The sequence below is a fragment of the Deltaproteobacteria bacterium genome, assembly GCA_019912665.1.
Taxonomy (GTDB): domain Bacteria; phylum Desulfobacterota; class GWC2-55-46; order GWC2-55-46; family GWC2-55-46; genus UBA5799.
Genome location: JAIOIE010000020.1, coordinates 1 through 13272, shown reverse-complemented (window position 1 = coordinate 13272; position 13272 = coordinate 1). Strand labels below are relative to the sequence as shown.

Here is a 13272-nt window from a genome sequence, read left to right as displayed (position 1 = left end):
GCGACGGCCGGTTCGCTTCCGTCACGCTGGCTTATTATGTACGGCCCGAGGGCAACCGCAAACAGATATTATGCCCCGGAATCAGTATTGAAATCCAGTATTATTTCAGGGGCACTATTCGGTCTTCCTTGCGGCTACCACACCCTTCCTCGGGCCCTTCCTTGTACGGGCGTTCGTGTGGGTCCTCTGGCCGTGTACCGGAAGGTTTTTCCTGTGGCGTATCCCCCTGTAGGAACCCATGTCTGTGAGCATCTTGACGTGCATGGAGACCTCTTTCCTGAGATCGCCCTCCACCTTGAACTCTCCGTCTATGACCTTCCTTATGGTCGCGACCTGGGCCTCGGTGAGGTCCTGGACCTTTATCGAGGACTCGACCCCGGCCCTCTCGAGTATCTTCCTCGAAGAGGCCTGGCCTATGCCGTAGATCTGGGTCAGCGCCACATCTATCCTTTTATTCTTTTTAAGGTCTACACCCGCGATCCTTGCCAACTTCTTCCTCCTTTGAAAGAAAAACGCAGAAGGGCCTTAGCCCTGCCTCTGTTTATGCTTGGGGTTTGTGCAGACCACGCGGACTACACCGCTCCTTTTTATGATCTTGCACTTGGCGCAAATTTTTTTTACCGAGCTTCTTACCTTCATCTCAATCCTCGCTTTGTTTAACTACTTGGCCCTGTATGTAATCCTGCCCCTGGTGAGGTCGTAGGGAGAAAGCTCTACCGTGACCTTGTCTCCGGGCAGTATCTTTATGAAATGCATCCTCATCTTCCCCGAGACATGCGCGAGGACCTTGTGCCCGTTCTCGAGCTCCACCCTGAACATCGCGTTCGGCAGGGTCTCGATGACTGTCCCCTCTACCTGTATCGGTTCTTCCTTTGCCATTCCCCCTCGTTCCTGCTATAAACTGGAGAGCACTTGCGGCCCGCTCTCCGTCACGGCCACCATATGCTCGAAATGAGCGGACAGGCTCCCGTCCGCTGTTACCGCCGTCCATCCGTCGTTCAGGACCTTTACGGCCCAGCCCCCGATGTTTATCATCGGCTCGATTGCGAAGACCATGCCGGCCTTTAGCTTTATCCCGCGGCCCGGTATGCCGAAGTTCGGCACCTGGGGGGGCTCATGCAACTCCCTGCCGATGCCGTGCCCGACGAACTCCCTTACGACAGAAAAACCGTGCGCCTCAACGTGCGTCTGGACCGCCGCTGATACGTCGCCGAGCCTGTTTCCGGGGCGGGCAGCATCAATGGCCTTTCCGAGAGCCTCTTCGGTCACCATCATGAGGCGGCTCGCCTCATCTGAGACTTTCCCGACCGGTAGCGTAACCGCGGAGTCCCCGTAAAAACCCTTGAAGAGAACACCGAAATCGATACTAAGGATGTCGCCCTCGAAAAGCACCCTTTTGGAGGGCATCCCGTGCACTACCTGCTCGTTAACCGAGGTGCAGAGCGTGTGAGGATATCCCTTGTAGCCCTTGAAGGCGGGTACGGCCCTTCTCTTCCTGGTCTCTTCTTCCGCTATCTTATCAAGGTCCAGGGTGGTTGCCCCTGGCCTGACCTTCTCTTTCAGGACCTCGAGGACCTCGGCCACAATCCGGCCGGCATCCCGCATGGTCCGGACCTCATCAGGAGACTTTATTATTATCGCTTCCCTGCTCAATGGCGCTCACGATTGCCTCTGTGATCTGGTCAACCGGCCCCTTCCCGCTTATGCCCCTGTAAAGGCCCTTTTCGGTATAATAACGCACGAGCGGCAGGGTCTCCTCTTCGTAGACCTTGAGCCTGGCCTCTATCGTCTCTTCCTTGTCGTCGTCACGCTGGTAGATCTCGGAGCCGCAGGAATCGCACATGCCGATATTGACCGGCGGGTTGAATATGACATGGTAGCTCGCGCCGCACTTCCTGCAGACGCGCCGTCCGGAAAGCCTCCTTACGAGCTCTTTCCTGTCTACCTCCATGCCTATAACGGCGTCTATCTTCTTGCCGAGCGAATCGAGTGTCGCCTCAAGCGCCCTGGCCTGCGCGATATTCCGGGGAAAACCGTCCAGTATGGAACCGCTCCTTGCGTCGTCCTCCTTGATTCGGTCCACGACCATTCCGACGACTATCTCGTCGGGGACGAGCGCGCCCCTGTCCATGTATTCCCTGGCCTGAAGGCCGAGCTGCGTTTTGTTCCTAACGTTTGCGCGGAGGATATCGCCGGTCGATATCTGCGGTATCCCGAACCGTTCTGAAAGGCTCTTGCCCTGCGTGCCCTTGCCAGCGCCCGGGGCCCCCAACAAAATGATATTCATGCTAAAGGCCCCTGCCCTTGATTTTTCCCTTTTTAAGGAGCCCCTCGTAACTCCTTGCAAGGAGGTGCGACTCTATCTGCTGGGCTGTGTCCATCGCGACGCCGACGACTATGAGAAGGGCCGTGCCTCCGAAGTAAAAGGGCGCGTTGAACTCAATGACCAGGAACGAGGGTAACACGCAAACGGCCGAGAGATATAGCGCCCCCCAGAACGTGAGCCTCGTAAGTACCGTGTCCAGGTAATCCGCCGTGTTCGCCCCCGGCCTTATTCCAGGGACGAAACCGCCGTACTTCTTCAGGTTCTCCGCAACATCCTTCGGGTTGAACTGTATAGCGGTGTAGAAGTACGTGAAAAATATAATGAGCGCGACATACAGGACGTTGTAAAGAAACCCGTCCGGGTTCATGCTGTTGGCGACCCAGCCCAGGTACGGCACCTCGATGAAGCTCGCGACCGTTGCCGGGAATACTATTATCGAGGACGCGAATATGGGCGGTATGACGCCTGAGGTGTTAACCTTGAGCGGCAAATGCTGCGTGCCCCCGCCCATGACCTTCCGGCCAACCACCCTCTTCGGGTACTGTATCGGTATCCTCCTCTGCCCAGTCTCCATGAAGACGATAAAGGCGACCACAGCCACCATGAGGAGCAGCAGGAAGAGTATGACAAAAAGGCTCATCTCCCCGGCCCGCACAAGGAGTATCGTGTTGTACAGGGCCGAGGGCATGTTGGCCACTATGCCGACGAATATGATGAGGGATATGCCGTTACCGACCCCTCTTTCGGTAATCTGCTCGCCCAGCCACATGAGGAACGATGTCCCGGTGGTCAGGGTGATCATAGTGAGGAGCCTGAAATCCCAGCCCGGGTTGAGCACGATCTGCTCCCCGGCCGGTCCCCTCATCGACTCCAGTCCCACGGCTATCATTAGGCTCTGGATTATGCTCAGGCCGATGGTCGAGTAGCGCGTGTACTGGGTTATGACCTTTTTGCCGGGCTCGCCCTCTTTCTGGAGCTTCTCAAGGTGCGGGACAACGGCCGTCAGGAGCTGGATGATGATGGAGGCGCTTATGTAGGGCATTATGCCCAGCGCGAAAATGGAAAAGCGCTCGAGCGCGCCCCCGGTGAACATGGTGGCGAAATCGAGTAGGGTGCCGCTCGTGGCCCTGAAAAACCCGGCCAGCGCCTCGCTGTCCACACCGGGCGTAGGGATGAAGACCCCTATCCGGAAGACGGCCAGCATCGCTAAAGTTATGAGTATGCGGCGGTTGAGCTCCGGTACCTTGCTTATGTTCGGAGTGATTGCCGCCAAATCAGATTACCTCCGCACTCCCGCCCGCTGCCTTTATCTTCTCGATGGCGGACTTGCTGAAGCTCGATGCCTTCACGGTGATCGCGGTCTTTATCTCGCCCTCGCCGAGGACCTTGAGCGGGAGCTTCCTCTTCAAAAGGCCCTTCTCCAGCATGGCTGCCGGGTCGGCAGTCTCTCCGGCCTTGAACGCCTCGGCAATGGAGCCGACGTTCACGATCTGGTACTCGGTCTTGAATATGTTTGTGAAGCCCCTCTTGGGGAGCCTCCTCTGGAGCGGCATCTGGCCGCCCTCGAAACCCGGCTTCACGTTCCCGCCGGTCCTCGCGGTCTGGCCCTTGCCGCCCTTTCCCGAGGTCTTGCCGAGGCCGCTGCCTTCGCCGCGTCCGCGCCTGGTCTTCTTCTGGTTGGCGCCTTTGGGCGCCTTGAGCCTGTTGAGCATTTTAGGTTCCTCTTGTGGTCCGATTTAAATCCGCCGGGCTTGAAATCCGGCATTGATGCGAGAGCGACAGGTCAGTCCTCTTTAACGCACACTATATGAGAGACCTTGTCGACCATGCCCCTTATAGCGGGGGTGTCCTCGAGCACCCTTGTGCTGTTGGTCCTCTTGAGACCCATTCCCTTGAGTATCACCCGGAGCCGTTCGGTAGCCGGCCTTTTCTTCAGAGTAACCTTTATCTTGCCTGCCATGTCACTTTACCTCTTGGAGCTGCTTGCCGCGAAGCTCCGCGATGTTTTCAGGGCTCCTGAGCTGCGAGAGCGCGTTCATCGTAGCCTTGACGACGTTATGCGGGTTGTTGGTTCCGATACACTTCGTGAGCACGTTCGTTATGCCGACCGACTCGACGACCGCGCGCACGCCGCCGCCGGCTATTATGCCGGTGCCGGGCGAGGCCGGCCGGAGGAAGACCCTGCCAGCCCCGAAAGCGCCCATCACCTCGTAAGGTATGGTGCCGTCATCTACTATGGGTACGCGGATGAGCGATTTCTTGCCCTGCTCTATCGCCTTCCGTATGGCCTCGGGCACTTCGTTTGCCTTGCCCAGGCCTATCCCCACGTATCCTTTGCCGTCGCCTACGACGACTATGGCGTTGAAGCTGAACCTCTTTCCGCCCTTGACGACCTTGGCGACCCTGTTGAGGTATACGAGCTTGTCTTTAAGCTCGAGGGCGTTTACGTCTATCTTCTCCAAAAAAAAGCCTCCTTGCTGGTTCTGGTTTGGAGGAAACCCCAAATCTGCGCTTTTATCTTGAACGGTCTAAAACTTGAGCCCGCCTTCCCTTGCGCCCTCCGCGAGCGCCTTGATCCTGCCGTGGTATATGTAGCCCGACCTGTCGAAGACTACCTTTTCGATGCCTTTTTCGAGGGCGAGCCTGGCGATGGCCTGGCCGACCTTCTTGGCCGCATCAACCTTCTTCGAGCCTGCCCCGTCGAAGTCCTTCATCTTAGTCGATGCCGCGACTACCGTCTTACCGGCGGCGTCGTCTATGACCTGCGCGTATATGTGCTTGTTGGACCTGCGTACGTTCAAGCGCGGGCGCTCTTCGGTGCCCCTAATTTTCTTCCTTACGCGCGCCTTCCTTCTCTCAAAGCCGCTCTGCTTTTCTATCCTGCCGCTCATCTCTCTTATTTACCCCCGGCTTTGCCAGCCTTGCCGGCCTTTCTCCGTATTACCTCGTCCGCATACTTTATGCCCTTGCCCTTGTACGGCTCGGGTTTCCTGAACGCCCTTATGTCCGCCGCGACCTGGCCGACAAGCTGCTTGTCCGCGCCCTTTATGGTGACGCCAGTCTGCTTTTCAACCGCGGCGCTTATGCCCTTGGGGAGCTCATATTTCACAGGGTGCGAATAGCCGAGCGCCATATTAAGGAAGTTTCCCTGCACCTCGGCCTTGTAACCTACGCCGACTATGTCGAGCCTCTTCTGGAAGCCCTCCGAGGTGCCCTTTACCATGTTGGCTATGAGAGTCCTCGTAAGCCCGTGGAGCGACTTGGCGGTCCTGGAGTCGTCCGCCCTCTTCACGGTAATCTGGGAGTCCTTGAGTTCTACGGTTATCTCGTCTCTCACCGAGATCTCGAGTGCGCCCTGCGGGCCGGTCACCTTGACCTTTTTCCCTTCGAGAGAGATCTTTACATTTGCCGGAACGGCTATCGTTTGCTTACCTATCCTTGACATACTGAGCGTCCTTCTCTTTATAGTGCGCTGTACTGTGCTTCTTCTATACGCGCTTGACAGCGGGGTATTTTGTGGTCCCGGCCTCACCCGTTAAGCCCGGCGCCGTGTATTCCTTTTTCCCAGCCGTTTCTAACCGCACCTGCGCCGGAGATTAATGGACCGTGCAGAGTACCTCGCCGCCCACTCCGAGCTCGCGGGCTTTCCTGTCGGTCATAACGCCCTTGGAGGTGGAGACTATCGCAATGCCAAGCCCGTTCAATACCCTGGGGATCTCGTCCTTGCCCACGTACTTCCTGAGGCCGGGCTTGCTCGTCCTCCTGATGGAGGATATGGAGCTCCTTTTGGAGGCATTCCACTTAAGCTGAATCTTCAGGAAGTTCCTGACCCCCTCCTTGAAGGAGGACACGTCCTTTATGTAGCCCTCTTCCTTGAGGATCTTAGCGATCTCGAGTTTCACGCCTGAGGAGGGTATCACGACTTCCTGGTGCTTCGCCTGGATCGCGTTCCTGAGCCTGGTGAGCATGTCCGCGATCGGGTCTGTCATAGACATCTTGAGTTTCTCCGTGTCTGAATTATTACCAGCTGGCCTTGACCACGCCGGGGAGGTCGCCCTTGAGGGCCATCTTCCTGAGGCACAGCCTGCACATGTTAAACTTCCTGTAGTAGGCCCTCGACCTGCCGCATATCGGGCAGCGGTTGTACTCCCTGACCTTGAACTTCTGCTTCCTCTTGGCCTTGGCGATGAGTGACTTCTTAGCCAATTAAAAACCTCCGTTTAGAACCGAGCCTCAGCTCCTGAAAGGCATTCCCAGGTGCCTGAGGAGGGCCTTGGCCTCCTCGTCGCTCTTGGCTGTGGTGTTGATGGTTATGTTGAGTCCCCTGATCTTGTCTATCTTGTCGTACTCTATCTCAGGGAATATTATCTGCTCCTTGACGCCGATGGTGTAGTTGCCCCTGCCGTCGAAGGACTTGTCGGGCATGCCCTTGAAGTCCCTTATCCGGGGCGCCGCAAAGCTCACGAGACGGTCGAAGAACTCGAACATCTTCGCGCCCCGGAGCGTTACCATGCAGCCGATAGGCATCCCGGCCCTGAGCTTGTAGGTGGCTATCGACTTCTTGGCCTTCGTAACGACCGGCTTCTGGCCGGTTATGGCCGCGAGGTCGCGGGAGGCCGCGTCGATGATCTTTATCTCCTTCACGGCCTCGCCGAGGCCTATGTTGAGCACTATCTTCTCGAGCTTCGGCACCTGCATGACGTTGGAGTAGCTGAACTCCTTCATCATCGCGGGGACGACCTCTTTATCGAACTTCTCCTTGAGTCTCGGGATCATTTATCCAGCACCTCACCGCACTTTTTGCAATACCTCACCCTGCGGTCCCCTTCGAGCCTCTTGCCGGCCCTGACCGGCCCCTTGCACTTCTCGCAGAGTATCATCACGTTCGAGACGTGTATGGGGGCCTCTTTCTCGATTATGCCGCCGTGCTTGTACTTTGGCGAGGGCTTCTGGTGGCGTTTCACCACGTTGAGCTTCTCGACATAGACCTTTGCCTTGTCGGGGTCAACCCTGAGCACCTTGCCGGTCTTGCCCCTCTCCTTGCCGGCTATGACCATTATCTGGTCGTCTTTCCTGATCTTCAATGCCATGTTTCAACCAACCTTGTCTGGATTAGGGCGCCTCTTTTTACAGGACCTCGGGCGCGAGCGAGACTATCTTCATGAACTTCTTTGCGCGGAGCTCCCTGGCGACAGGACCGAAAATCCTGGTGCCTACCGGCTCGTTTTCCTTGTTTATAATGACGCAGGAATTCTCGTCGAACCTTATGTAGGAACCGTCAGGCCTCCTGGTCTCTTTCCTGGTACGGACGACGACGGCCCTCACCACCTCGCCCTTCTTGACCTTCGCGTCGAATACCGCTTCCTTGACGTTGGCGATGATGACGTCCCCGATGTTGGCGATGAGCTTGTTGGACGCGCCGATTACCTTTATGCAGGAGACCTTCTTGGCCCCCGAATTGTCGGCAACCCCGAGGATTGACCTGATCTGTATCATTTTGCCTTCTCCAGGATTTCTTTAACGCGCCATCTCTTGGTCTTGCTGAGCGGCCTGGTCTCGACGATCACGACCTTGTCGCCTGCGCCGCATTCGTTCTTCTCGTCATGGGCCGTGTACTTTACGCGCCTCTTTACGTACTTGCCGTAGAAGGGGTGTTTCGCGAGCCTCTCGATGGAGACGACGACCGTCTTGTCCATCTTGCCGCTTGTCATAACGCTCCCGACTAGCGTCTTCTTATGAGGAGTCTTTGCTTCAGAAGCCATCTATTTCTTTGCCCCCCTCTCCTTCTCAGCCAGGACGGTCTTCACCCTGGCAATATCCCTCCTGAGGGCGCGTAGCCTCAGCGGGTTCTCAAGCTGGTTGGTGGCATGGCGCATACGCAGGCTGAAGAGCTCCTTCGTAAGCTCCCCTTCCTTGGCCCTGGCGTCCTCCAGCGTCATTTCCCTCAGTTCTGCCGGTTTCATATCTCTTCCCTTTTGATGAACTTGGTGCCAAGCGATATCTTGTGCGATGCAAGCCTGAAGGCCTCCCTGGCCACCGCCTCGGTCACGCCCTCCATCTCGTAGAGCACGCGTCCGGGCTTTATTACTGCCACCCAGTCCTCGGGCGCGCCCTTTCCGCTGCCCATCCTGGTCTCGGCAGGCTTCTTGGTGATGGGCTTGTCCGGGAAGACCCTTATCCAGATTTTGCCGCCCCTCTTGATGAAACGGGTCATGGCGATCCTGGCTGCCTCTATCTGCCTGGTGGAAAGCCACCCGCAGTCGGTGGACTGGAGCCCGAAGTTCCCGAACGCGAGCTCTGCTCCCCTCGAGGCAAGACCCCTTCTTTTGCCCCTCTGCTGTTTCCTGAATTTTACCTTTTTCGGCATCAACATGGCTGAAACCTACCCTTTAGTTGCTGCGGCCTCTTCGGCTGCCGCCCTCTGTACCGGGACCTCGCCCTTGTAAACGAGCACCTTGACGCCTATAATCCCGTAAGTGGTGAGCGCCTCGGCCTGGCCGTAATCTATATCCGCCCTCAGGGTGTGGAGAGGCACCCTCCCCTCCCTGTACCATTCGCTCCTTGCAATCTCGGCGCCGCCGAGCCTGCCGGCGCACATTATCTTTATGCCCTTCGCGCCCATCCGGAGCGACGTCGTAACGGCCTTCTTCATCGCCCTCCTGAACGAGACCCTTCTTTCGAGCTGCAGGGCGACGTTTTCGGCAACGAGCTGCGCGTCAGTATCGGGCTTTCTCACCTCGACTATGTCAAGGTCAACGTCCCTGCCCGTCAGCTTCGCGAGCTGCTTCTTCATTACGTCTATCTCGGAGCCGCGCTTGCCGATGACTATGCCAGGCCTTGCGGTCCTTATGATGACCTTCACCCGGTTCGCGGTCCTCTCGATGTCTATCGAGGATATGCCGGCGTGGAAGAGCTTCTTCTTGACGAACTTCCTGAGGGCCAGGTCCTCGTGCACGAAGGCGGCGTAGTTCTTCTCGCCGTACCATCTCGAGTTCCAGCCCTTGGAAATACCGAGCCTGAATCCTATTGGATGTACCTTCTGACCCAAAAAAAGACCTCCGTTCTAAGTTCTTCGATTCGGAATAATATCGCCGCCCTTATTCGCGGCCCTTTATGCCTCTCCGAGGACCACGGTTACGTGGCTCGTCCTTCGCCTTATGAGGGAGCCCCTGCCCATCGCCTTCGCGTGAGTGCGCTTCAATACCGGCCCGCCGTCGACATAAGCCGCCTTGACGTAGAGCTTGTCCACGTTCAGGTTCTTGGTGTTCTCGGCGTTCGCCATCGCGCTCTTTACGAGCTTGATGAGGTCCCTGCTCACGGCCTTGTCGCTGTGGCCGAGGAGCGTAAGCGCCTCGTCGATCTTCCTGCCCCTTATAAGGTCGATGACCAGGCGCGTCTTCTGCGGTGAGGTCTTCAAGTATCTGAGAACTGCCTTGGCTTCCATTTCTATTACCGGCTCCCTATTGCCTTTTTTGAATGTTCAGCTCGGGCCTGAATCCGATGAATTGCAGCTTGGATTCCACGGCCCCGGAACGCTTGCCCGGGCCCAAGCCCAGCTTAACCCTTTGCCCCAGGTACCTTGGCCTTCTTTACGCCCGAGTGGCCGTGGAAGGTGCGGGTCGGGGAGAACTCCCCGAGCTTGTGCCCGACCATGTTCTCGGTCACGAAGACCGGCACGAACTTCTTTCCATTATGTACGGCTATCGTGAAACCCACCATCTCGGGGACTATCATGGAACGCCTTGACCAGGTCTTTATGACCTTCCGCTGCCTGGCATCGCCAGCCGCGTTTACCTTCTCCATCAGGTGCGAGTCCACGAACGGGCCTTTTTTTAAGGAACGCAACGCTATTTCCTCCTGGTAATTATAAACTTATCGGTGTACTTCCGCCGCCTGGTCTTATATCCCTTGGTCGGCACGCCCCAGGGGTTGGTCGGGTGGTTGCCGCCCTTGCTCTTGCCTTCGCCGCCTCCGTGCGGATGGTCTACAGGGTTCATGGCAACACCCCTGACCTTCGGGTTCCTTCCGAGCCAGCGGGACCTGCCGGCCTTGCCTATGGTCACGTTTTCGTGGTCGATATTGCCGACCTGGCCCACGGTCGCGTAGCAGTCCTGAAGGACGTACCTGACCTCGTTCGAAGGAAGCTTTATGGTGGCGTAGGCGCCTTCCTTGGCCATAAGCTGCGCATATGACCCTGCGCTCTTTACGAGCTGTCCGCCCTTGCCCTTCCTCATCTCCACGTTATGGACGAAGGTGCCGACCGGTATAGAGCGGAGCGGCAGGGCGTTACCCGGCTTTATATCAGCCTCCGGGCCCGCTACTACCGTATCGCCTACCTTAAGGTCTACCGGCGCGAGTATGTAGCGCTTCTCGCCGTCAGCATAGTTCAAAAGAGCGATATTTGCGGTCCTGTTCGGGTCGTACTCTATGGCCGCGACCTTCGCGGGGATATTGACCTTGTCCCTTTTGAAGTCAATCAGCCTGTAAAGCCTCTTATGGCCCCCGCCTATCCAGCGGCTCGTGACCCTGCCGAAGTTGTTCCTGCCGCCCGTCTTCTTTACCGGCGCGGTAAGGCCCTTTTCCGGCCTCTTTTTGGCAACGTCGTGGACAAGCGTCGTCTTCTTTCTCATGGCCGGCGACGTAGGGTTGTACTTTTTTACTGGCATCGTCTTTCTCTTCTCGATTTAATTTGAGAGGTCTCGGGCCTCAGCCCTCTACCCTTAAACGCCCTCGAATATCTCTATCCGGTCGCCCTCGCGTAACTTTAAGTACGCCTTCTTCCGGGTGGGCCTCTGCCCCGCGTACTTTCCCATGCGCTTTATCTTGCCCGCGAGCCTGTGCGTGTTGACGTCGAGCACCTTTACCTTGAATATGCTCTCGACCGCCTCCTTTATGTCCTTCTTGGTGGCGTTCACGTCCACCCAGAAGACGACCTTTCCGTCGGCTGCGGCAGCAGTGCTCTTCTCGGTTATGACCGGCGACTTGAGTATGGAATAATGGTTTTTCATTGCACCAACGCCTCTACTTTCTCGAGCGCGCCCCTGGTCATCACCAGGTTGTCATAGCTCAGTATGTCGTAGACGTTAAGCCCGCCCGCCATCTGCACCTGGAAATCTTTCAGGTTCCTTACCGCGAGCTCGAGGTTCCTGTTCGGGCCGTCGACGACGATCAGTGCGTTCTGAAGCCCCTGCTTCTTAAGGAGGTCCAGGGCCGTCTTCGTCTTCGGCTCGGCAAGCTCTATGTTGGAAAGCACCTTGAGCCTGCCCTCCTGAAGCCTGAGCCGGAGCGCGTTCTTCAAGGCCTCTTTCATGACCTTCTTCGGGAGCTTGTAGGAATAGTCCCTCGGATGCGGGCCGAATACGGTGCCGCCGTGCCTCCAGACGGGCGACCTGTTCGAGCCCGATCTTGCCCGGCCTGTGCCTTTCTGCTTCCAGGGCTTTATGCCGCCGCCGCTTACCTCTCCCTTGGTCTTGGTCGAGGCGGTGCCCGAGCGCCTGTTGGCGAGCTGCATCTTCACGACCTCATAAAAGAGGTGCTCTTTGACCTCTCCCGAGAAGACCTCGTCATTAAGGGCCAGCTCGGAGATTTTTGAGCCGTTCGTGTCCAGAACCTCTACGTTCATCAGCCTAATCCCTTGAATTTTCGGTTAAACAGTTACTATATACAAAAGTTGGGAACTTCTCAAGAAGAAAACGCTATTTATTGCTCTTTTTGAGCGCCTTTTTTACTACAACCACGCCATTGATCGCCCCAGGGACCGCGCCCTTTACCAGGATGACGTTCTCCTCGGGCCTTATGGCGACGACCTGAAGGTTCTGCACTGTGACGTTCGCCGCGCCCATGTGGCCGGCCATCTTCATTCCCTTGAAGACGCGAGACGGATCAGAACTCGATCCAATGGAGCCAGGGGCCCTGTTGTGCATGGAGCCGTGGGACTCGGAGCCGCCCCTGAAGTGGTGCCGCCTCATGGAGCCCATGAAGCCCTTACCCTTGGATTTCCCGGATACGTCCACCCAGTCGCCGGGCTTGAAGACATCGGCTGCGTTGACGACGGTGCCAGGATTGTATGCTTCGAGCTCGGCGCCCTTAAGCTCTGTGAGGTGATAGAAGCACGGGGTGCCGGCCTTCTTGAAGTGGCCCTTGAGGGGCTTGCTCGCCCTCTTCTCCTTCTTCTCCAGGAAGCCTACCTGTACCGCGTCGTACCCGTCCTTTTCCCTGGTCTTTCTCTGCACGACGGTGTTGCCGGTCTTTATGACCGTAACAGGCACCATCGCGCCCCCTTCGGAGTAGACGTGGGTCATTCCGATCTTCTTTCCTACGATTCCTTCGATCATTTTGAGCTTCCCTGCCGCAGAGGCCCCCTGTAGAACGGGTGCTTGCGCGCGTTAAGGTATTAAGAAAGGCTAAGCCGTTTTTTCCCGGAGGGGACTACTCGAGCTTTATCTCCACATCCACGCCAGCCGGAAGGTCTAGCTTCATAAGAGCGTCGACCGTAGTCTGCGTGGGCTCCATGATGTCCATAAGCCGCTTGTGCGTGCGGATCTCGAACTGCTCGCGGCTTTTCTTGTCGACATGCGGGGACCTGAGGACCGTGAACCTGTTGATCCTGGTCGGGAGCGGTATGGGACCCTTTATGGTAGCACCCGTCCTCTTCGCGGTGTCAACTATTTCCTTCACGGACTTGTCGAGAAGCCTGTGGTCGAACGCCTTAAGCCTTATCCTGATCTTCTGGTTGTCCACCCTGTTTAACTCCGTAACTTATTGTTCCTGGCCCGATTCTTCGAGCTTGTTATTCGGTTATCTTGGTAACGACGCCCGCGCCGACCGTCCTTCCGCCCTCGCGGATCGCGAACCTCAGGCCCTCTTCCATCGCTATCGGCGTTATGAGCGCCACGTCTATGCTTATGTTGTCGCCGGGCATGACCATCTCGGTCCCCTCGGGAAGA

At 57.1% G+C, this 13272-nt stretch carries 28 protein-coding genes; all 28 read right to left on the bottom strand.

What is annotated here, in order from left to right; all coding sequences use genetic code 11:
• Nucleotides 1-114: 114 nt before the first annotated feature.
• Complete coding sequence (rpsM, locus tag K8I01_08945) at nt 115-489, bottom strand: 30S ribosomal protein S13 (GenBank protein ID MBZ0220541.1); 375 nt, start codon at nt 487-489, stop codon at nt 115-117.
• A 36-nt stretch (nt 490-525) separates the two neighbouring features.
• Complete coding sequence (gene rpmJ, locus K8I01_08940) at nt 526-639, bottom strand: 50S ribosomal protein L36 (GenBank protein ID MBZ0220540.1); 114 nt, start codon at nt 637-639, stop codon at nt 526-528.
• A 21-nt stretch (nt 640-660) separates the two neighbouring features.
• A complete protein-coding gene (gene infA / locus K8I01_08935) occupies nt 661-879 on the bottom strand; it encodes a translation initiation factor IF-1 (GenBank protein ID MBZ0220539.1) in 219 nt (72 codons plus the stop codon).
• Nucleotides 880-894: 15 nt separating this feature from the next.
• A complete protein-coding gene (gene map / locus K8I01_08930; protein ID MBZ0220538.1) occupies nt 895-1605 on the bottom strand; it encodes a type I methionyl aminopeptidase in 711 nt (236 codons plus the stop codon).
• Between the two features lie 13 nt (nt 1606-1618).
• A complete protein-coding gene (locus K8I01_08925; protein ID MBZ0220537.1) occupies nt 1619-2287 on the bottom strand; it encodes an adenylate kinase in 669 nt (222 codons plus the stop codon).
• Between the two features lies 1 nt (nt 2288).
• Nucleotides 2289-3530: a preprotein translocase subunit SecY gene (gene secY, locus K8I01_08920; protein ID MBZ0220536.1), complete on the bottom strand. Its 1242-nt coding sequence runs from the start codon at nt 3528-3530 to the stop codon at nt 2289-2291.
• 70 nt (nt 3531-3600) lie between these two features.
• Entirely contained in the window at nt 3601-4038 is a 438-nt protein-coding gene (gene rplO / locus K8I01_08915; GenBank protein MBZ0220535.1) for a 50S ribosomal protein L15, read from the bottom strand.
• A gap of 71 nt (nt 4039-4109) precedes the next feature.
• Nucleotides 4110-4286 carry a 50S ribosomal protein L30 gene (gene rpmD / locus K8I01_08910; protein MBZ0220534.1) on the bottom strand — a complete coding sequence of 59 codons (177 nt, stop codon included), beginning with the start codon at nt 4284-4286 and terminating at the stop codon, nt 4110-4112.
• Between the two features lies 1 nt (nt 4287).
• On the bottom strand, nt 4288-4788 hold the full coding sequence (rpsE, locus tag K8I01_08905) for a 30S ribosomal protein S5 (protein MBZ0220533.1): 501 nt from the start codon (nt 4786-4788) through the stop codon (nt 4288-4290).
• Nucleotides 4789-4854: 66 nt separating this feature from the next.
• Entirely contained in the window at nt 4855-5217 is a 363-nt protein-coding gene (gene rplR, locus K8I01_08900; protein ID MBZ0220532.1) for a 50S ribosomal protein L18, read from the bottom strand.
• A 5-nt stretch (nt 5218-5222) separates the two neighbouring features.
• Entirely contained in the window at nt 5223-5771 is a 549-nt protein-coding gene (gene rplF, locus K8I01_08895) for a 50S ribosomal protein L6 (GenBank protein ID MBZ0220531.1), read from the bottom strand.
• A 151-nt stretch (nt 5772-5922) separates the two neighbouring features.
• Nucleotides 5923-6321: a 30S ribosomal protein S8 gene (gene rpsH / locus K8I01_08890; protein MBZ0220530.1), complete on the bottom strand. Its 399-nt coding sequence runs from the start codon at nt 6319-6321 to the stop codon at nt 5923-5925.
• Between the two features lie 25 nt (nt 6322-6346).
• A complete protein-coding gene (locus tag K8I01_08885; GenBank protein MBZ0220529.1) occupies nt 6347-6532 on the bottom strand; it encodes a type Z 30S ribosomal protein S14 in 186 nt (61 codons plus the stop codon).
• Nucleotides 6533-6559: 27 nt separating this feature from the next.
• A complete protein-coding gene (rplE, locus tag K8I01_08880; GenBank protein MBZ0220528.1) occupies nt 6560-7102 on the bottom strand; it encodes a 50S ribosomal protein L5 in 543 nt (180 codons plus the stop codon).
• Complete coding sequence (gene rplX, locus K8I01_08875) at nt 7099-7416, bottom strand: 50S ribosomal protein L24 (GenBank protein MBZ0220527.1); 318 nt, start codon at nt 7414-7416, stop codon at nt 7099-7101. Before rplX ends, rplE begins: the two co-directional genes overlap by 4 nt.
• A gap of 37 nt (nt 7417-7453) precedes the next feature.
• Entirely contained in the window at nt 7454-7822 is a 369-nt protein-coding gene (gene rplN, locus K8I01_08870; protein ID MBZ0220526.1) for a 50S ribosomal protein L14, read from the bottom strand.
• Nucleotides 7819-8088: a 30S ribosomal protein S17 gene (rpsQ, locus tag K8I01_08865; GenBank protein MBZ0220525.1), complete on the bottom strand. Its 270-nt coding sequence runs from the start codon at nt 8086-8088 to the stop codon at nt 7819-7821. The genes rplN and rpsQ overlap by 4 nt, the downstream gene beginning before the upstream one ends.
• A complete protein-coding gene (gene rpmC / locus K8I01_08860; GenBank protein MBZ0220524.1) occupies nt 8089-8289 on the bottom strand; it encodes a 50S ribosomal protein L29 in 201 nt (66 codons plus the stop codon).
• Nucleotides 8286-8699, bottom strand: coding sequence for a 50S ribosomal protein L16 (rplP, locus tag K8I01_08855; GenBank protein ID MBZ0220523.1), 414 nt, complete (start codon nt 8697-8699; stop codon nt 8286-8288). Before rplP ends, rpmC begins: the two co-directional genes overlap by 4 nt.
• A gap of 9 nt (nt 8700-8708) precedes the next feature.
• Nucleotides 8709-9374: a 30S ribosomal protein S3 gene (rpsC, locus tag K8I01_08850; protein MBZ0220522.1), complete on the bottom strand. Its 666-nt coding sequence runs from the start codon at nt 9372-9374 to the stop codon at nt 8709-8711.
• A 63-nt stretch (nt 9375-9437) separates the two neighbouring features.
• A complete protein-coding gene (rplV, locus tag K8I01_08845) occupies nt 9438-9770 on the bottom strand; it encodes a 50S ribosomal protein L22 (GenBank protein ID MBZ0220521.1) in 333 nt (110 codons plus the stop codon).
• A gap of 113 nt (nt 9771-9883) precedes the next feature.
• Entirely contained in the window at nt 9884-10129 is a 246-nt protein-coding gene (rpsS, locus tag K8I01_08840; GenBank protein ID MBZ0220520.1) for a 30S ribosomal protein S19, read from the bottom strand.
• A gap of 44 nt (nt 10130-10173) precedes the next feature.
• Nucleotides 10174-10992, bottom strand: coding sequence for a 50S ribosomal protein L2 (gene rplB / locus K8I01_08835; protein MBZ0220519.1), 819 nt, complete (start codon nt 10990-10992; stop codon nt 10174-10176).
• A 54-nt stretch (nt 10993-11046) separates the two neighbouring features.
• Complete coding sequence (locus K8I01_08830) at nt 11047-11334, bottom strand: 50S ribosomal protein L23 (GenBank protein MBZ0220518.1); 288 nt, start codon at nt 11332-11334, stop codon at nt 11047-11049.
• Entirely contained in the window at nt 11331-11948 is a 618-nt protein-coding gene (rplD, locus tag K8I01_08825) for a 50S ribosomal protein L4 (protein MBZ0220517.1), read from the bottom strand. The genes K8I01_08830 and rplD overlap by 4 nt, the downstream gene beginning before the upstream one ends.
• 73 nt (nt 11949-12021) lie before the next feature.
• Nucleotides 12022-12660 (bottom strand): 50S ribosomal protein L3, encoded by a 639-nt coding sequence (gene rplC, locus K8I01_08820; protein MBZ0220516.1) that lies wholly within the window; start codon nt 12658-12660, stop codon nt 12022-12024.
• A 94-nt stretch (nt 12661-12754) separates the two neighbouring features.
• Nucleotides 12755-13066 (bottom strand): 30S ribosomal protein S10, encoded by a 312-nt coding sequence (gene rpsJ, locus K8I01_08815; GenBank protein MBZ0220515.1) that lies wholly within the window; start codon nt 13064-13066, stop codon nt 12755-12757.
• Between the two features lie 49 nt (nt 13067-13115).
• Nucleotides 13116-13272: elongation factor Tu (gene tuf, locus K8I01_08810; GenBank protein MBZ0220514.1), on the bottom strand; the 157-nt coding region annotated here is incomplete at its 5' end.

Excerpts from the sequence above, each read along its gene's own strand:
- rpmJ (MBZ0220540.1), bottom strand. The coding sequence starts at position 639 with ATGAAGGTAAGAAGCTCGGTAAAAAAAATTTGCGCCAAGTGCAAGATC.
- infA (MBZ0220539.1), bottom strand. The coding sequence starts at position 879 with ATGGCAAAGGAAGAACCGATACAGGTAGAGGGGACAGTCATCGAGACC.
- map (MBZ0220538.1), bottom strand. The coding sequence starts at position 1,605 with ATGCGGGATGCCGGCCGGATTGTGGCCGAGGTCCTCGAGGTCCTGAAA.
- K8I01_08925 (MBZ0220537.1), bottom strand. The coding sequence starts at position 2,287 with ATGAATATCATTTTGTTGGGGGCCCCGGGCGCTGGCAAGGGCACGCAG.
- secY (MBZ0220536.1), bottom strand. The coding sequence starts at position 3,530 with ATGCTGGCCGTCTTCCGGATAGGGGTCTTCATCCCTACGCCCGGTGTG.
- rplO (MBZ0220535.1), bottom strand. The coding sequence starts at position 4,038 with ATGCTCAACAGGCTCAAGGCGCCCAAAGGCGCCAACCAGAAGAAGACC.
- rpmD (MBZ0220534.1), bottom strand. The coding sequence starts at position 4,286 with ATGGCAGGCAAGATAAAGGTTACTCTGAAGAAAAGGCCGGCTACCGAA.
- rplR (MBZ0220532.1), bottom strand. The coding sequence starts at position 5,217 with ATGAGCGGCAGGATAGAAAAGCAGAGCGGCTTTGAGAGAAGGAAGGCG.
- rplF (MBZ0220531.1), bottom strand. The coding sequence starts at position 5,771 with ATGTCAAGGATAGGTAAGCAAACGATAGCCGTTCCGGCAAATGTAAAG.
- rpsH (MBZ0220530.1), bottom strand. The coding sequence starts at position 6,321 with ATGTCTATGACAGACCCGATCGCGGACATGCTCACCAGGCTCAGGAAC.
- rplE (MBZ0220528.1), bottom strand. The coding sequence starts at position 7,102 with ATGATCCCGAGACTCAAGGAGAAGTTCGATAAAGAGGTCGTCCCCGCG.
- rplX (MBZ0220527.1), bottom strand. The coding sequence starts at position 7,416 with ATGGCATTGAAGATCAGGAAAGACGACCAGATAATGGTCATAGCCGGC.
- rplN (MBZ0220526.1), bottom strand. The coding sequence starts at position 7,822 with ATGATACAGATCAGGTCAATCCTCGGGGTTGCCGACAATTCGGGGGCC.
- rpsQ (MBZ0220525.1), bottom strand. The coding sequence starts at position 8,088 with ATGGCTTCTGAAGCAAAGACTCCTCATAAGAAGACGCTAGTCGGGAGC.
- rpmC (MBZ0220524.1), bottom strand. The coding sequence starts at position 8,289 with ATGAAACCGGCAGAACTGAGGGAAATGACGCTGGAGGACGCCAGGGCC.
- rplP (MBZ0220523.1), bottom strand. The coding sequence starts at position 8,699 with ATGTTGATGCCGAAAAAGGTAAAATTCAGGAAACAGCAGAGGGGCAAA.
- rplV (MBZ0220521.1), bottom strand. The coding sequence starts at position 9,770 with ATGGAAGCCAAGGCAGTTCTCAGATACTTGAAGACCTCACCGCAGAAG.
- rpsS (MBZ0220520.1), bottom strand. The coding sequence starts at position 10,129 with ATGGAGAAGGTAAACGCGGCTGGCGATGCCAGGCAGCGGAAGGTCATA.
- rplB (MBZ0220519.1), bottom strand. The coding sequence starts at position 10,992 with ATGCCAGTAAAAAAGTACAACCCTACGTCGCCGGCCATGAGAAAGAAG.
- K8I01_08830 (MBZ0220518.1), bottom strand. The coding sequence starts at position 11,334 with ATGAAAAACCATTATTCCATACTCAAGTCGCCGGTCATAACCGAGAAG.
- rplD (MBZ0220517.1), bottom strand. The coding sequence starts at position 11,948 with ATGAACGTAGAGGTTCTGGACACGAACGGCTCAAAAATCTCCGAGCTG.
- rplC (MBZ0220516.1), bottom strand. The coding sequence starts at position 12,660 with ATGATCGAAGGAATCGTAGGAAAGAAGATCGGAATGACCCACGTCTAC.